The sequence below is a fragment of the Rickettsiales endosymbiont of Stachyamoeba lipophora genome, assembly GCF_003932735.1.
Taxonomy (GTDB): Bacteria; Pseudomonadota; Alphaproteobacteria; order Rickettsiales; family 33-17; genus RICK01.
The window spans coordinates 1654211-1671400 of record NZ_CP033611.1; the positions used below are offsets into that span (position 1 = coordinate 1654211).

Here is a 17190-nt window from a genome sequence, read left to right on the forward strand (position 1 = left end):
TAGCTAGGCAAGGTCCTGCATATCTAGCTGGGTGGCCCGCATTAATGCTGTTTGACCACTATCTTGAACATTAATATCAATGCCTTTAGATGAAAAATCTTCTTGAATTGATCTAATAATAGTCATCATATCAGTCTTACTCAACGTAGCTTTGTCAAGAACTGCTTGCATTGCAACTTTACTAATAAATGTCCTAAATTCATCAGTGATTCGATGGAGCTTATCAAGATTGTTGTTAAGTTTTTGTAGTTGTCGGTCTGCTTCTTTTTTTACCTCTGGTGAAATTTCAACATCAGGTATGTTATTAGCCCCTTCGTCCCTTCTAAAAGATATCTTGCTAACTTTAGCAGAAAATATGTCTGCATGATAGTTAGTAAATTTATTATAAACAAGCTGTAATACGAATTGTTGTTTTGGAGTGAATTGGTAATCAGCATTTTCCATATCTAAGTTCATTATGAACTTAGAGGCTATGCCAAGCTTTTCTTTCTTTAATGAATTTATACTATTTATTACTTGCTCTTCGGAAATATTATTATCTTTATCTGTAACAAATAAATTTATCATTGTTAAAGTAGAATCAATATCCTTAACTGATGAAGATGATGAAAAAGACATAACAGAAAGCTAGGGATGATTCAACAGGAGAGCATAAAAGTAAGCTATATTCTTATTTATTACAAAAACTTTATGCAATATAATAAACCACCTCATTCCATTATTGGAAATATAGAACATGATAGCTAGAGATCATTCTTTCCAATATCACCTACTAACTCTTGAACATTTATAAAAATTTAAGCAGATTACTTGCCATAAAGCTATATATCTTACTAGAGAGGCTTAAAAATTTAAGCCTCTCTTTAAGAATTAAATACTGTGAAACTTAGCATTACTAAACTTGCGCTCATAACCTTGTTCTATATCTCGTGCTACTTGTACTGCATCATCTGCTGATCTTTTTGTAGCATTTTCTGGATTTATTACGCTTCCATTATCTGCGAAACAAGATACATAGCCTCGTTTAAAACCTAAATCTAATATAGTTTGATGAGATTCATTCATCGAATCAGGTTTAAATACCAACACTTGCGAAGGTGATAGATAAAGGGGAATTTGACCAATCATCGAAACAGATTCTCCTGGTAATATAAAATAGTTATGATTATTCTTAGTTGCTAGGTATAGAAGCGGGTTAAAAACAGATTGCGCAACTTTTTTCTCTCCATCTATTTGGAAAGTAAAATTGAAAAATTTGTAGTTTATTTTGTTCTTAGCAAGCAATTCAGTAAAATGCTTACTAACTTGATCTACCGCTTGTAACTCATCTTCGCCTTTTTTATACTCATGAGTACAAATTACTTGAGGATGTTTAAGGTCCTTACTTGAAGGATCATGCTTACCAGTTCGAGGACCATTTTGAACAATTATAGTGCTATCTTTACCGGTTTTATCCCATAATGCCTTTACTTTAACAAACAAATCTTCTGCAGATTTCTTAGTAAAACAACGTATGTTACCTTCTGCATCTGGAGCATCTCCAGGCAGCATAACTATTATATACTTACCTTCTAAAGCGGGTTTATCAGAAATATCCCAATTATTATAGGCCTTCTGCAACTCTTGTTCTGAAGGATTGCTTGTTGGTACAGCAAAAGTTAAAGTAGAGTTAGGCACTTTCCTTACTATTTCTTGTTTAGCAAAATTTAAAGCGGTTTCAGGAATCATAATATGATTTAAATGTAATCTCTTATGTTCATTTATTAAATCTGTATATTGATGCATAGACCAATAAACATAACTATTCTCTGGATTGATTAAATTATTTTTAGATAGATAATCAAGCGCATGCCCGCCCTTCTCGCCTATTGCTAGTATAAGATATTTCTCTTCCTGTTTGGCAGTAGCGCGTTGATAAATAGAAGCAATGTCTTTATCAATTCCATTGGCATCAATATTGATCACTTCATTTTTTTTTAATTCATCAGTCAAAGAGTTTAAAGTAGCATTAGCATTAGCTATATCACCCGTATTGATTGTACTAACTAATAATATAATCTTAGTTAACATAAAATAAACCTCTTAATTTATTAAAAATTTTCTGTATTCTTTTAGATGTAAATCTATTAATAAATAACACACCAACGATAACTAAATACCACGTTAAAAAAATAAATTTTTTTACTTGCTATATACTAAATTAAGATATTTGGTTATCAGGTTGCTATAGAAAGTAATCTACTATCCAATGTTAGGCTAACTGAGCCAATGCCAGGATAGTTTGGCATAATTTATAAAGCATTTTAAGAATAGCATTTCACCTATATGTAAAATATTTAAGCGTCTTAATATTACTCCAAAAAAGACATGAATTTATAAAGAACGAAACGAAGAACAGTAATAATTATTTTTGAGAGCAATCTGTAATCAAGAAGTGAAAAGCTAGTTGAATTATTATTAATAATCACAAATATTATCAATCCATTTAGATACGATAAGTTAGATGTATCTATCTTGGCATTCTTGAAGCTTGGAGGTTTAATAGAATATCCTTAGTTCACAAACATAAAATATCCAGTAAGAAATAAGCTTGCAATTAATAAAGTGACTATAATACGTTTCATGATAGCCATCTAGATTATAGGAATTTCTTGCATAAATATTGGTTAGTTTTTTGGTCAATCAATTTATAATATATTAGATTAAACATTATAGAGGCTAAGATCATTGAGAGCATCCATATAATATTAACCAAATCCCCGCTAGCAAAACCAAGGAACCTATCCCAAATATGCTTTACAGCTCCCATAATTAGTAGATGCGATAAATATAATGAATAGGATGAATCTCCAAGCAAAATAAAGAATTTAGGAACCGGCAAATACTTAGAGTAAATTTCTAGAGACAGAAACAAAAAGATGCCCATTAAAGTAACTAGTAGCATACTAGTATCAGCTATCCAAAGACCTCCCAAAGCCAAGAATAATATTGGAATAACTTTAAATTTCTTAAAAGAATAAATATAGCAAAATAAACTACCAGTTAAAAATTCTAGGCAATAAGCCGAATTTAGAAGATTTAAAAAACTATTATCTGGCGTAGTAGCTACACCGTAATTTTTTGATAATAATAAGAAACTTAAATAAACCGTATAAAGTGTAATAGGTATAATTACTGCTCTTTTAAAAAGAGCTATTGAAAGGGCAAAAAAAGCATAAAACCACACTTCAAAACATAATGTCCAAGCTACTGATAATAAATGTAGATGATCTGGCTTTGAAGGTATTAATAAAAATGAGGCTAAGATATCAGTTCTATTATCAACTGCATTATTAAACAAGGTAGGCTTTATAAGCCACATGCAAAATGCTAAAAATGTAAATATATAATAAGTGGGTAAGATCCTAATCGCACGTTTTTTTATAAACTGGCTACAACTATCATTTTTGGTAACATATAACAAAGTTATAACAAAGCCAGAGATGAAAAAGAATATATCCACACCATTTAATAAATACGGCTTAATTGTACCTATATTTGTAGTTATTTTATTATATTTCTCTGCATCAGATAAAAAATGAGCAAACATTACCATTAAAGCAGCGATAGCTCGCATAAGTTGAATACTATAAATTTTATGAGGTAAAGTTTGATGAGATAACTGGTTAATTTTAGTAATCATAAGGTTCTTATTTGTTAGCTAGTTAATGACTCAAAAAAGATACTGTTAGCAACTATAATTTGAAAGTCAAAACAAAATGAGTTGGTTGTTTTTAAACACAATCAAAATATTATGATTAAAAAGTTGAATCAATTAATCCCCTCCTTTATACGGAAGTTCCTCCTACTAATTTATTAAATCCAATCAGTGAACTTCTGGGTATAAATAACATATGGCTGAAGGAAGATTTAGAAATCCTTTTAATACCGATACTGATAAGTCATTTTATTATCCTCTCGACTATTCAGATTACTCCCCTGGATAATTATCTAATTAGAAACGCATATATAATTATATCTGACAATACCGATAGATAAGTAGTAATAATATGAGCTCTACCTGCTTTTGTTTCCTCTAAATTAATTTCTTTGCAGGTAAAATTTATATCTGGCCATTTAACTTGCAACAATTCTGACTTACGCATACCAGTCAATAGATAAAACCACATAGCATATCTTGTATATAGATTAGTTTCAGCTGTAATAGCTTGGATTAAATGACAAGCAATTATATAGGCCGAATTAAGAGCAATCTCTACATGGGTGGCATAGGTTGATTCTGTTGAATCTTGCTAGCACGCTCTCTTAGTTTCTCGGCTATACTATAAAATTTAAGCGTAGTAGCTAGCTCTATAGGAGTGCACATACGGCCTTTATAGGAACCTTCTAAAGTCAAATCGATATCTTCTCTCTCGATCATTACTGCAATTAATTCTAATTCGGCCATTTCAACAGCATGGTGTATTGGGGTATAATAATTAATCTTATCTTGTATATTAATGGCATCTCCTTTTCTAGCTAGCTCAGCAGCAATATCTGCTCTTTTATTTAAGGTAGCATAATGCAAAGCCGTATAACCATCTGGATCTTGATAATTAATATTAAATTGCGGATGATCATATAAAATTTTTGCTAATTGTTTATTATTTATTTGTATGCATTCATAAATTAATGGTTTATTCCATTGATTTAAAGCGTTAGGATTAAAATTTTTAAACTGAGCTATTTTTTTTGCTGCTCCCTCATCCTTTTGTTGTACAGCCTGAATAAAAGCATGGGTTAAAGGGCGAACTTCAGCATTATAAAATTCATGTTTGGATAGCAAATCATAAGCTTGTTTGCTACCTAATAAGATAGCCATAGTCAAAGCTGTGTAGCCCTGGCCATTTAAGCATTCAAGCTCTTCTTTATTACAATATTTCAGCAGAATTTTTAATGCCTCCATATCATTATTCTTAACAGTTAAATGGATTGGTGAATATCCTTCTTGATCTAAGATATTTAACTTAGCTTGCTTCTGACATAGTAGCTCTACTAAGTGAACTTGCTGTTTAATAACTGCCCAATGTAGCGCGGATTTATTAAATTTGCCTTCTACTACATTAGGATTAAATTTTTTATGCTTGATAATTTCTTCAGCTACTAAATAATGATTATTATATAAAGCTAAATGAATAGGAGCAAATAAGTGTAGATTTAAAACATTGGGATCGTTAACTCGCGGCAATAGTAGCTTTGCAATTTCTAGTCGCCCACGGGCGGCAGCAATATGTAAAGCAGTGTTGTTTTCTATATCTTGAAACTCAACTTTGATATCCGGCAATTCTAACAACATACTGATGAAATCTTTTTTATGTATAACTGCATAGTGTAAGATAGGTGATCGGCTTTTAGGATGAGCTAAGTTAGGGTTAATTTTCTCTTTAAGTGATCTAACGATTAATTTAGCAATATTAACCTTACCATTCATCAATGCATGAATAAGTACACTTTGACCATTTTGATCAACAAGATTAGGATTTAGCATCGGCTGAATAGCCAATTTATTTGCAATATAGGTATGCTTTTGTGCTATAGCTAACATAAGAGCTGTGGCCCCATAAATATTTTGTAAGTTAATATCTGTCTCTGGTAATTCTAGTAGTTTATCTACAACTTTATTGGCACCTGTAATAGCTGCTGCAATTAAAGGAGTACGTAGAAACTTGGTATCACGAGTATTAGGCCTGAAACTAACTTCATTAGACAATTTTAAAGCAACATTGAATAATCGATGCTCTAATGCATAATTAATTGGTGGATATCCTTCTTTATTTTTTAAATTAAAATCAAATCTTTTTAAATTTAATAAAGCAGATAGTTTTGTTTCGTTTTGTTCATCAATTACTTGGAAATAAGGACTTTCATCAATTAAGCTCTCAGGTTTATCTCCAAATTCTTTGATTGCAGCTTCAATTTTATCTGAGGTAAAACCTTCCTGAGATAAATATTTCCTCTCATCTTCAGTTAGCTCCTCAAGCCCAGTTTTTATATCTCCAATGCAAAATTGCTGAAAATTATCTTCTGTATATTCAATTGCAAGGTCGCTTGGTTTATAGCTTTCAAGTTGCCTACGATAGAATATGAGGTTCCTTATAAGCATATGGGCAATAGTTATTCTGATAAAGTTACCATCTGCATGATAAGTAAGAGCATCTTTTCTTTCAACCCTACAAATATCCCTTACACGAGCCAACCTCCCTGGTAATTGAAAAATTTCTTGGAGATCCACTAATTCTTCTGCGAAGCAATTATCACTCAGAATAATCCCTTTAATAGCCTGTAAAAAATAATTATACTGATCATTTAGGCTTTTTAGTTTAGTATTACTTGCCTCAAAATTTTTTAAGCTTGCTGAGAAGCAATGAAAAAAACAGGAGTAAATATATCCTGCTGTAACAGCCTGTAATTTTGTCAATGCATTACTAATTGCTTCATCATTGGACTGTTTTGTTAAAATATTATCAGAAGGCAACATACTAATTCAATTCTCTTAATATTCATTTAAAATACACATCAAACTAACATTATTTTGATTATTATACAATTTTAATGTTTTAGTTATAAAACTTAAACTCACATTGCCACATATGGGTATGTGCAGGATATAGATATCCCTAAGAAGCTTAACTTTGCTATTTATTAGGAAGGATTAATAAAATATATGATTAAAATATAATTAGTGCCATATTAATGGCACTTGCTTTATTAACTAATTTAAATAATGTAATAATAATTTCAAAATTTTATAGAGTATACATATTATGAAAAAGGTAATTACACAACAAGCTTCTCAGCCATTAAATTGGGAAGATAAAAGTAAGTTAATATTTGAAAAAATCATTATTAATGAATCCTATGTAGATATTAGCGGGTTGCTAAATGATGCTGATATTACGCTTGAAGATATTGCATATGCCTTATGTAATATAAATGATTTATCACCTATTATAATTCCTAATATAGTAAGATCTTTAAAAATCTCAATAGCATTAAAAAAGGAAGATCTTTCAAAATATAATGATTTTATTTTATCATTTGTACAAAATAATTCTTCGGATTTTAAACCTGAATTTATACAATTTAAAAGTTTTGATTACAGCTTACCTTATTTGTCAAAATATACTTTTTTAAAAAACTTATATATTCAAACAGGAATACAAATTATCGTAAAACGGGAATATCATAGACTAAGTGAAGGTGACCTGCGGGAACTGAAACTAGCTCGTGAATTTTATCTTAATATAACAAAGTATAATAACGATAATCCCTCTATAGACCCAGTATCATTAATTGAGATGATACATGAGGCGTGTAATAAAGCATGCTCACCAGATGGTTATCCAACGGACTATCATAAAGCAGTAAAAATTTTATTCAACTTAGATTTATCCCAGCTTGCTGAATTGCCTAATGTCAATATGGATTCAGAAGAAATAAAGATTCAAGATTTTTTACTAAAGCAATATATCGAGCAAAAAATTATAGGCGAAATATATTCAGTTAAACATTATGATAATTTATACTTTAATATGGTAAAAGTTACTGAAGCAAATGTTCAAGAGTGGAAAAAATATTCACATAATCAAAGCCGGCTAGCTAGCAAGCATCAAGATAATATAAAAAAGGAATATCAAACAATAATCAATCAAATTGAAGTAGGTCTGATTGGGTTTGATGCGAGCCTATCGTTCTACGATAACGATAAAACAGAAGTGTGGGTAGCATATGCTTCTTATGTTCCAGTAACTGATCCTAATGAAGTTAATTTAAGTGAAATAGAAATGTTTGTTACTATTTCAACTTCGCAAAATTCTCCCTTTACCTCTCATATGGGTATTACTCGTTCTGCAACTTCATTACTTGCAGATAAAGAGGTGCATAGAGATTTGGCTACACATCTTCATACTTTTGCAGCACAAGTTATGCTCAAACGTTACCCGCAGAAAAAATATATGATTAACATTCCAATGAGGGAAATGAGAGATATTTTATGTAGAGCTTTTGAAAGCAAAAATATGCAGAATGCATTATATATTTCCGATGATAAAACAAAATATAGTGGTAATACTATAGAACAACTGCTAAACGCAGAAAAAGCATTGGAACCTAAATATAAAGAAGTTATGAAACTTTCTTATGACAGATTGAACATCACTGCTACTTTCCATGATACCCGCTTAGAAAGAAGATTATTACAACAGCAAGATGCCATAAAAAAATCAGAAAATTTTAAGCCTGTATTAATTGAATATTTAAATAATGAGGCAGAAGGAAGAAATAAAGACTGCACATTTATCCTTATAGATAAGGAGAATAACGAGTTATGTAGACTCGATCGTAACTTGCAGCAAGGTGAATACGCTTGGTTCTTTCAACATGCGCATCAATTTGAGTCTCGAAGTGGAACCGAACCAATGGTAATAGTTGATTTAAATAAGTTAGCTACATTAAAAAATATAGAGATAAATAATATTAATATGGAAGCTAGGGAAGATTCTTTATTCAATTTAAAAAAACAAGCAAAATTACAGGAAGAGGAAAGAGTACGTTTACAAGCCGAGCAAAGAAAAGCGCAAGAAGAAGCTGAACGTCAGATACAAGCTGAACTGCAAAGGCAGCAGGAAGAAAAAAGAGTACATTTAGAAGCTGAACGCCAGAAGCAATCCGAACTACAAAGGCAGCAGGAAGAAAAAAGAGTACATTTAGAAGCTGAACGCCAGAAGCAAGCCGAACTACAAAGGCAGCAGGAAGAAAAAAGAGTACATTTAGAAGCTGAACAAAGAAAAGTACAAGAAGAAGCTGAACGCCAGATACAAGCCGAACTACAAAGAGAACAGGCAGAAAAAAGAGCACTTTTAGAAGACCAACAAATAAAAGCACAAGAAGAAGCTGAACGCCACAAGCAAGCCGAACTACAAAGGCAGCAGGAAGAAGAAAGAGCACGTTTAGAAGCTGAACGTCAGAGACAAGCTGAACTACAAAGAGAGCAGGCAAGAAAAAGAGTACACTTACAAGCAGAACAAAGAAAAGCACAAGAAGAAGCTGAACTGCAAAGGCAGCAGGCAGAAAAAAGAGTACCTTCAGAAGCTGAACCTCAAAGGCAAACCGTACTGCAAAGAGAACAGGTAGAAACTAAGCAAAAAAGAAAGAACATTACAAAATTAGACAAATCATACTTTCAAAGATTAAAAGAATTTGTCAATAAAATATTTAACTATAATAAGGCTACTCAACTAGCTGGTAAAATTATATTAGGTTGCTTGTGCTTGGCAGGTATAACTCTTGGATTAGTAATTTTATACTACGGAGCAAAGAAAATCAGTCCTAATACAGTAAGCAATATACAACAAAAAATTGGTTCTTACCTACCAACTGCTCCTGTTTTAAGTAAAGTAATAAATAAAGCTAAGAGCTTTGCAACCAGAATGGATAGTCAAGCTAAAGAATATATAGGGCATAATATTAGGTAGGCACGCATCTTAATATTATGCACACTTAGAAGGCTTATTTGATACTGTACAGTAGTCTAGCTTAGGCTTAGAAACTCTATTGTCCCAAGCACCTCAATTATATTTGAGTAAATACTGGTATAATATTAGAATGGTTATAAGGTAGGTCGATTGGTCATATTAATAAATTTGTATATTAATTACCTATAATAATGGTTTATAATTATTAGGCTTTTCTATTGTAGAATACATTGTTTTAATACCTTGATAATCATAATCTTATAAATAATGCTGCATACCACATTTTTCCATTACTCGCTGGTAGGATTTATTCTCAAACAATGTTATATAAACTAGATTTTGCTGATCCAAATAGGCAAAGCACCAATTTATTCACGCTTCAAGTAACTCTGTTGCATAACCTTTACCACAGTAATCTTTATTAATAACATAGCCAATTTTTATTTCACAAGACGGTTTAGTTAAATACATAGGACCGGCTCTAGCAATAAATTGGCCGGAGGATTTTTCAAATACTGCCCAATCACTAAAGCCATATCTATTTTGATGATCAATAAAAGAATTAAGTTTTGATAAGACGGTCTGGGATCTAACAAAATCAGGAAAGAAACATATTACTTCCTTATCAGTCAGTATGTAATCTGGTAAATTCATGCAAATCATTTAGGGTAAAAGGTCTTAAGATTAATCGCTTAGTCTCAAGAGGGTATGATAGTTTTGCCATCTAAGTTTTTCTCTAATATTATAGATTATGATTACAATATATTTCTTAAGAACGGCATAGACAATTTATCACTAAAAGCATAACGTCAGGTATATTGAGACTAATGTTAAATTCCATATTGGTATATATTATGCAAGAATATTCTGGTAGATGTTTGTGTGGACATATCTCTTACAAAGTTGAAGGTAAGCCTGCTTTTCCTCATTTGTGCTCATGTAAGATGTGCCAGAAATGGTCAGGAGCTTTAACTGTTGCTTGGACGGAATTTCCGATAAAAACTCTTACATGGAACGGCCCAGGTGGTGAACCGGCTTTTTATCGCTCTTCTAAAAAAACACAACGTGGTTTCTGTCCGAAGTGTGGTAGCACATTATGTGCACTTGATGACGGCTATGAAAACATCTCAATTACAATTGCTTCGTTACGCGAACCTAGCTCAGTAATACCTGGCAACCAACATAGCTATCAGGAAGAAGCACCTTCTTGGTGGAAAGTTAGAATAGAAAGTTAATTTAGGTTTTTCTCTAATATATACGTTTGATTAATGTCATTACCTAATTGATCTTCTGTTTTATCAGTAATTTTAACAGTAATTTTAAAGTTATTATTTTGGCAGAATTTTAAAGTTTTGGAGTTGTGCTCCTGGGCTCTCCATCCTAATTTCTGAAAATCTTATTCGCTAGAAGTTTTCGATAATAAGCCTACAACTTTAGCTCCCGCTGCTTTTGAGCGATGCTCAGGATGAACTAACAAATAACCAATACTAATTACTTTATCATCAGGATAATTTTAAATCACATTTACAAAAGCTATTAACTCTTCTTGCTCATATAATGCGAATACAAATTTTATCAGTTAAATATAACTTTACCACGAGGATATGATTTAAGAATACCTAGCTGTTCCCTTCTCTCCCTCACATAATAAAAAGAAATCATCAAAATAATCTATAAATTCTTGTAAGGCTTCCTGATGATTTTCGGTAATAATTTGAGCAATTAATCCTTTATGTTGCAAAGCTAATATCAATTTTTCTTTCATAAAACTTTCCTCATAAAGTGCCAGTCATAGCCCTTAATCCATTCTTTTATGGTACCAATGCATTTAAAACCTAGCTTTTCATAAAATGGTTTAGCTTGGAATTCAAAAGTATCTAATTGTATATATTTACAATTTTTGCTTTTTGCATATTGTTCTAATTCAGCAAATAACTTTCTACCCAATCCTTGCCTGCGGTAATTTTCATCTATCCAAAATATTGCTGATTATACGAAAGAATTCCTTGGTTAATAATTCTAGCTATTTCATCATTGCTATTTTCTTCGGTTATTATTTCTAATCTCATCTATTTTCTCTGATTATTTCTTCTCATCACCTTTTGTATAATACCTGCTTTACAAACTTTTTGGTCAGTTAACTCGAAATTAGCATATGAAAGCTCAAGCTTTATTCCTTGCCCTAACTCAGTAGGAACTACAGTAATGATAACTTCATCTATAAGATTATGCTGATCAAAAGACTTTATAAGCTCAGTACCTCCTAATAGCCAGATTTGTTGGGTTGGCTCGGTAACATTGAGATCTTGAATAAACACCTTAGGATTTTTAGAGATAAAAAATACATTTGATAAATCTGATTTCAAATTTCTTTTAGTAAATATATAGGTATCTTTTTCTTTATAAGGCCACTCGCCAAATCCTAAAATTTGTTCGTAACTATGACTACCCATTACTATAATATCTATTGAGTTATAAAATTCTGCATATCCACAATCCTCTCCTTCAATATTGTTATATGAGTTTAGCCAATCTACACTACCATTTTTATCTGCAATAAAGCCATCCTGGCTGGTTGCAATGTATAATATTATTTTCATTATTATCTCCTTATATTAACAAAATCCAATATTGTTTTAGCAGCATCTTTTGCACTTAAATCAGTTATATCTAACTCTAATAAATTAAGGTGAGAAATATTTATCATTTCAACTTTCCTTTTCACGAGCGTTGGATTAATACTCTTAAAACATTCTTTACGAGATGGAGTTATTATTCTTTTTAAATGTTCTTCCTTGTTTAATTTAAGCTTTACAGGAATAAAAATGGATTTTCGTTGTTCTGCCATTTGCTTAATTTGATTATATATTTGGTGATCATATTCGGTTTCTAGAAGCTCATTAGTAAAAATGAAGTTGTGTGCTTGATTCTGAGTTACAAAGTCAATTACTGCATACCTGATTATTCTAATTTTCTCCCAAGCAAATTCAGGAATAGAGCTAATTTTATCTAAATCAAGCAATGAAAATATAGGGTTATTAATCAGGTGATTATCAACCATCTTATAACCATATTTTGCAATTTCGCTGGCAATAGTATATTTACCACTTCCTGCAAGAGCTATTAGATACAGAGTTATGGGCTTGTTCATATATCTTCCATTAATTCGTTTTCTATTATCTTCAGATGGCTATCATTTCTGATTTCTTCAAAACGTGTAGATGGATATTGTGCTCTAAGAGGATTAACCTGCTTCTCTATACGTTTTTCAAAATTCCACATATATTTGAGAAAATCAAATTTAACCTTTTCTTTACAATTCGGCGCTCGATCATCAATTAATGGGTTTTTATTAAATAACCGCTTAAACACTCGATAATAGCAAGTAATCCTAGGATAGTTAAAATACAACACTAAATCAGCTTTTTGATAACGCATTTCAAGAGAATAGCTCATCCCATCAATAATCCAGCTTGGTTCATTAACTAAAGAATGCTGAATAGATAAAAAGTGTTCAGGATCTCTTTTCTGCCAATTATCTTTAAAGAAATACTTATCCAAATGATATACCGGTATACCAGTCAGAAGATGTAATTTATATGCAAAAGTAGATTTACCACTACCTGGTCTACCAAAGATCATAATTCTTTTATAAGCTGAATTTATATCTTTTCCTTTAGTAACCATATTACTTTGCCATCATCTAATGTTTTAATCTTTCTAAACCCTGCCTTTTCATAGGCTTTGATTGCACCTATATTGCTACTTTCCACGTCAACAAAGCAGGCTTGAAACTGAGGCCAAATATGCTCATCTAATATTTTATTTATAATTACAGCTCCTAAGCCCTTACCTACAAAGCTTTCTTCGCCGATAAATATATCAAAAGCAGCAAGTGATTTTGGCAACCCTTCAAGGGGAATATTATCCTCATGAGCAAAGTCATAAACATTATAATATTGAATATATCCTATTGGCTTAGAATCTAGCTGAATTATAAAAGCATGCATGGGCTTTTTGGTGTTATTTTCCAACTTATAACCATCTATATAAGTACCATATTTTTCTTTAATTAGATCATCTGACCATTTTATATCCTGATCCCACCACGCTTTAACATGTGGAGTTTCAAGCCATTTAAGTAACAATGACAGATGGGGTTCTTTTAATCTCTCAAATTGAATGAAATGATAAGCAGCTTGTTGTACTATATTTTTAACGAAATTTGTCTTTGCTGCTGTATAAGCTTCTCTATTATCTTTGTATTTTAAAGCAAGATCTTGCTTTAAGTTTAAATATTGTTGCTTTACTTGTTCATAAGTATTTAAATAATCTCTAAAAGCTCTTCTTGCAAACCACTCATAATGACTTACTTCAAATACATGCACGTGATGTGTTCTTTGCTTACCAAAGGGGGGCATACCTTTAACAAAGAATAATCGATCTTTTTTAGGGTTATCTTCCCAAAAATTATAATTTAATTGTTCTAATATAGAGATTATTTCTTGAGCTTGCTCTAAATTTTCTACTCCAATTATTATATCGATAATGGGCTTAGCAGGAAGATCGCTAATAGCAGTGCTACCAAAATGCTCAATCGCTTTAACCCAAGTAAATGACAGATTTGCTTTTAACATTTCAATTTCGTGCTCAGCTTTGCTTTTCCATTCAATCTGATGAGATATTATTTTTACTAAATCTTGTTTATGATTGTAAAATAATTTTAGGTAAATTTTGTGATATATTTTACGTAATACGTCTTTTAGCTTTACTAACTTCTCCAATAATTTCATTATACAAATTTAGATATAATTAAACTTAAGTTCAAAGCTACCTGATTTAGAGCCAAATATACTATGCAAAAAATAAAAGAAAATAACTTGCTAGAATACATACGAGAATTACAAAGTATCATTCAAAGTGGAATTGCTTATAGTAAGGATCATTATACTCAGGAACGTTTTGAAAGGTTAAATCAAATTACTGCTCAGATGCTTATAGAAAATTACCCTTTAGATGAAAAAATTATAAAAAGTTTTTTTGGTAATAATTCAGGTTATGCTACTCCTAAGGTAGCTGTAAGGGGTGCGGTTTTTAAAGATAATAAAATTTTACTTGTGAAAGAAAGTACCGACGGATTATGGGCGCTCCCTGGTGGATGGGCGGATATCAATTTAACTCCAGCTGAAAATATTAAAAAAGAAATATTAGAAGAAACTGGCTATATAGCAAAAGCTACTAAACTTATAGGATTATTCGACAACCGGCTTCATGAGCATAAGTCAAAATTTCAACATGTTTATATTGCCTTCTTTTTATGTGAAATAATTGGCGGTGTACCACAACTTAGTTATGAAACAACTGATATAGGATTTTTTACAGAAGATGATTTACCAGAACTTTCAACAGGAAGAGTTACATTAGAAGAAGTTAAAATTTGTTTTGAACATTATAATGAGAGCAATCTCTTGCCATCATTTGATTAGTAAATTTATGAGAATATTATGATAGAAATCTTACTTTATAACCCAAATTGGCCACAAACGTTTAAATAAGAAGCTGAGAAAATAAAGCAGGCATTCGGTGATAATTTCCTAGAAATTCATCATATTGGCTCCACCTCAGTTCCTGGGCTTGCCGCCAAGCCCACCATCGACAAGATTCCTGTAGTTAAAGATATTTTAGTGGTTGATAAAGCTACGAATAATATGGCGCAAATTGGCTATGAAGCTCGCGGCAGGGTAGAAAATATTTTAAATTATATACAGTAATAAAAATTATGATTATCCCACTAGCAATTTTAGGAACTTCACGAAGTAATGGCAATACCCTGCAAGCTATAAGAATGGTTTATGGAAATAATATTCCTATTATAGATTTAAGTAGTCTTAATATCACCCATATGATTATGACAATAAGAACCAGAGTGATGATTATATTCCTTTAATGAAAAAACTTGGCTTTAAGTTCATGGAAGAGGAGGTATTATTTAGAAACAAACCACATATTATAGCAGGCCTCAATTTACTTAACAAACAAGAGCCGTAAAGTACATTATTACAAATCCTAGTATATCTCTCTCTTAATACCAGGAGTAGATACTATGTTTAGATAATTTATAATTCTTTTGTTATATACTTTATTTGATTCGACATTTTCTCTATCGTTGTACCATTTCTTATAATCTTTGTTTATAAGGTCTCTAAAATATCTTGAATCCTTATGTAGGACAGATTCTATCGTAATCTTTTCCTGAGTTGAAGCTTGGTTATATGATTCGCGTGTCAGCAAAAACTTAGTTACATACTCATCTTTATAACTTTTGGTACATATTTCAGTTCCATTTGGCTGAAAACCAAGCCTTCTTAGTATAAGCTGAGAAACTTTATTATAGGACAAAGTTTGAGCATGTATACTTTCAATTTTTAATTCTTCAACAGCAAATCTTACTAATTCTTGGCAAATTCTAGTACAGTAACCTTTTTGATGTGAACCAGATGGAAATGCATAATGAATGCTAACCCAAGGAAGCTCAAGCTCAGTTTTAGGAGGATTTAATCCTAAACCTACTATACCTACTTTTTCTTCATTTTCTCCTTTTTCGCCTTTTTTACATACTGCATAAAAAGATAACCCACATTTATCATACTCGTTAATCATTTTGCCTATCCATTCCGTTATTGGTTGATCATCGGGATTAACATCTCCAACTAACAAAGCACGGCAATAAGGATCAGAATATATTTTCTTAATTAGATCTCTATCTTTTTGAGTTAAAGGGCGGCAATAAAGATTACCCTCTTTAATGATATAACCTTTTTTTGCAAAACGCTTATGTATAAAGTCCTTAATATTCTGTATCATAAATAGCTTCCTTTAGCAAATAATTAACAAAATGTTAACAACAACGATTGTCATAGTCAATTATTTTATCAAAAAGTTTTGCGTAGTTCTTGTAAAAAATTATAATTACATATTATATTAGGCATTTTACTGATTAATGAATTATAATATCAAGGTATCTAGCTAGCTATTAACATAATCTGTTTCAATTACAGCAGGTTGTATATCTAATACTGCAGCATTCCATTCAAAAAACCAGCTATTAGAAGTTGTTGGTATTTCCGCATCAATATATTTATGATTTAAGAAATCATTCACAATTTTATCATAATGTGTATTACTATTGGTTTTGAGCATATTATAGTTATGATATTCATTCAAAAATTTAGTCACTTCCTTCCCGGAATAATGCTCATCTTTTACTTCTTCAGGCTGAAATTTTAGTACCAAATTAGAAGCATATTCAACACCATACTGATTACGATAAATATGTAATATATCTCTATTGTCATCACACTTACTTATTTCATTAAAATTTATAATTGAAACTACGACGGTTGTAAGCAGAGAGAATACTCCCACCGGTACAGCCATTAATAATGATGACTCGCCTATCCGTGCACCTATTCCTATAAAGCCTACTGTCGGAATAGCAAAAAGTGATGGCAAAAATGTAGTTTCAGCAAATGTTCCTAATGAATAAAAATGCGCTCCACCAGCCAACAAATGATGTTTATAGCTATTATCATTAATAAGGCTAGCTACTTCTGTTCTATTATAATCTCTATCTTGAACATGATATTTAAAAAAATTAAAATACATTATAAAATACCTA

At 31.2% G+C, this 17190-nt stretch carries 19 protein-coding genes; 5 read left to right on the plus strand and 14 right to left on the minus strand.

Going from position 1 to position 17190, the window contains the following annotated elements; all coding sequences use genetic code 11:
* Positions 1-3: 3 nt before the first annotated feature.
* From EF513_RS07470 to EF513_RS07490, 5 genes are all read right to left on the minus strand, one after another.
* A complete protein-coding gene (locus tag EF513_RS07470; protein ID WP_125216773.1) occupies positions 4-618 on the minus strand; it encodes a hypothetical protein in 615 nt (204 codons plus the stop codon).
* A gap of 252 nt (positions 619-870) precedes the next feature.
* Entirely contained in the window at positions 871-2070 is a 1200-nt protein-coding gene (locus tag EF513_RS07475; protein ID WP_125216774.1) for a hypothetical protein, read from the minus strand.
* Positions 2071-2638: 568 nt separating this feature from the next.
* Positions 2639-3682 (minus strand): acyltransferase family protein, encoded by a 1044-nt coding sequence (locus EF513_RS07480; protein WP_125216775.1) that lies wholly within the window; start codon positions 3680-3682, stop codon positions 2639-2641.
* A 304-nt stretch (positions 3683-3986) separates the two neighbouring features.
* Positions 3987-4253: a tyrosine-type recombinase/integrase gene (locus EF513_RS08215; protein ID WP_125216776.1), complete on the minus strand. Its 267-nt coding sequence runs from the start codon at positions 4251-4253 to the stop codon at positions 3987-3989.
* Between the two features lie 2 nt (positions 4254-4255).
* Entirely contained in the window at positions 4256-6517 is a 2262-nt protein-coding gene (locus tag EF513_RS07490; RefSeq protein ID WP_125216777.1) for an ankyrin repeat domain-containing protein, read from the minus strand.
* A gap of 286 nt (positions 6518-6803) precedes the next feature.
* Between EF513_RS07490 and EF513_RS07495 the strand changes: the two genes are divergently transcribed.
* Positions 6804-9512: a coiled-coil domain-containing protein gene (locus EF513_RS07495; RefSeq protein WP_125216778.1), complete on the plus strand. Its 2709-nt coding sequence runs from the start codon at positions 6804-6806 to the stop codon at positions 9510-9512.
* Between the two features lie 372 nt (positions 9513-9884).
* On the opposite strand, the gene EF513_RS07500 is transcribed toward EF513_RS07495, so the two are convergent.
* Positions 9885-10166: a GNAT family N-acetyltransferase gene (locus tag EF513_RS07500; protein WP_164503871.1), complete on the minus strand. Its 282-nt coding sequence runs from the start codon at positions 10164-10166 to the stop codon at positions 9885-9887.
* Between the two features lie 200 nt (positions 10167-10366).
* Between EF513_RS07500 and EF513_RS07505 the strand changes: the two genes are divergently transcribed.
* Complete coding sequence (locus EF513_RS07505) at positions 10367-10747, plus strand: GFA family protein (protein WP_164503872.1); 381 nt, start codon at positions 10367-10369, stop codon at positions 10745-10747.
* Between the two features lie 374 nt (positions 10748-11121).
* Here EF513_RS07505 and EF513_RS07965 read toward each other — a convergent pair whose 3' ends face one another.
* The 6 genes from EF513_RS07965 to EF513_RS07530 all read right to left on the minus strand — a co-directional run bounded on the left by EF513_RS07965 (position 11122) and on the right by EF513_RS07530 (position 14305).
* The gene (locus EF513_RS07965) at positions 11122-11277 is read right to left on the minus strand and encodes a hypothetical protein (RefSeq protein ID WP_164503873.1); all 156 of its coding nucleotides are present in this window, start codon (positions 11275-11277) and stop codon (positions 11122-11124) included.
* A complete protein-coding gene (locus EF513_RS08220) occupies positions 11274-11459 on the minus strand; it encodes a GNAT family N-acetyltransferase (RefSeq protein WP_206425200.1) in 186 nt (61 codons plus the stop codon). The genes EF513_RS07965 and EF513_RS08220 overlap by 4 nt, the downstream gene beginning before the upstream one ends.
* Positions 11460-11581: 122 nt before the next feature.
* Positions 11582-12112: a dihydrofolate reductase family protein gene (locus EF513_RS07515; RefSeq protein ID WP_125216781.1), complete on the minus strand. Its 531-nt coding sequence runs from the start codon at positions 12110-12112 to the stop codon at positions 11582-11584.
* 2 nt (positions 12113-12114) lie between these two features.
* The gene (locus EF513_RS07520) at positions 12115-12663 is read right to left on the minus strand and encodes a hypothetical protein (RefSeq protein ID WP_125216782.1); all 549 of its coding nucleotides are present in this window, start codon (positions 12661-12663) and stop codon (positions 12115-12117) included.
* Positions 12660-13199 (minus strand): P-loop NTPase family protein, encoded by a 540-nt coding sequence (locus EF513_RS07525; RefSeq protein WP_206425201.1) that lies wholly within the window; start codon positions 13197-13199, stop codon positions 12660-12662. Before EF513_RS07525 ends, EF513_RS07520 begins: the two co-directional genes overlap by 4 nt.
* On the minus strand, positions 13175-14305 hold the full coding sequence (locus EF513_RS07530) for a GNAT family N-acetyltransferase (protein WP_125216783.1): 1131 nt from the start codon (positions 14303-14305) through the stop codon (positions 13175-13177). Before EF513_RS07530 ends, EF513_RS07525 begins: the two co-directional genes overlap by 25 nt.
* 63 nt (positions 14306-14368) lie before the next feature.
* Between EF513_RS07530 and EF513_RS07535 the strand changes: the two genes are divergently transcribed.
* The 3 genes from EF513_RS07535 to EF513_RS07970 all read left to right on the plus strand — a co-directional run bounded on the left by EF513_RS07535 (position 14369) and on the right by EF513_RS07970 (position 15459).
* Complete coding sequence (locus EF513_RS07535; RefSeq protein ID WP_125216784.1) at positions 14369-14998, plus strand: NUDIX hydrolase; 630 nt, start codon at positions 14369-14371, stop codon at positions 14996-14998.
* An 81-nt stretch (positions 14999-15079) separates the two neighbouring features.
* Positions 15080-15283, plus strand: a complete 204-nt coding sequence (locus EF513_RS08225; RefSeq protein WP_206425230.1) for a GrpB family protein — start codon at positions 15080-15082, stop codon at positions 15281-15283.
* An 8-nt stretch (positions 15284-15291) separates the two neighbouring features.
* On the plus strand, positions 15292-15459 hold the full coding sequence (locus EF513_RS07970) for a hypothetical protein (protein ID WP_164503874.1): 168 nt from the start codon (positions 15292-15294) through the stop codon (positions 15457-15459).
* 119 nt (positions 15460-15578) lie between these two features.
* On the opposite strand, the gene EF513_RS07545 is transcribed toward EF513_RS07970, so the two are convergent.
* Positions 15579-16376: a GNAT family N-acetyltransferase gene (locus tag EF513_RS07545; protein ID WP_125216785.1), complete on the minus strand. Its 798-nt coding sequence runs from the start codon at positions 16374-16376 to the stop codon at positions 15579-15581.
* Positions 16377-16538: 162 nt separating this feature from the next.
* Positions 16539-17177, minus strand: a complete 639-nt coding sequence (locus EF513_RS07550; RefSeq protein WP_125216786.1) for a hypothetical protein — start codon at positions 17175-17177, stop codon at positions 16539-16541.
* Positions 17178-17190: the final 13 nt, after the last annotated feature.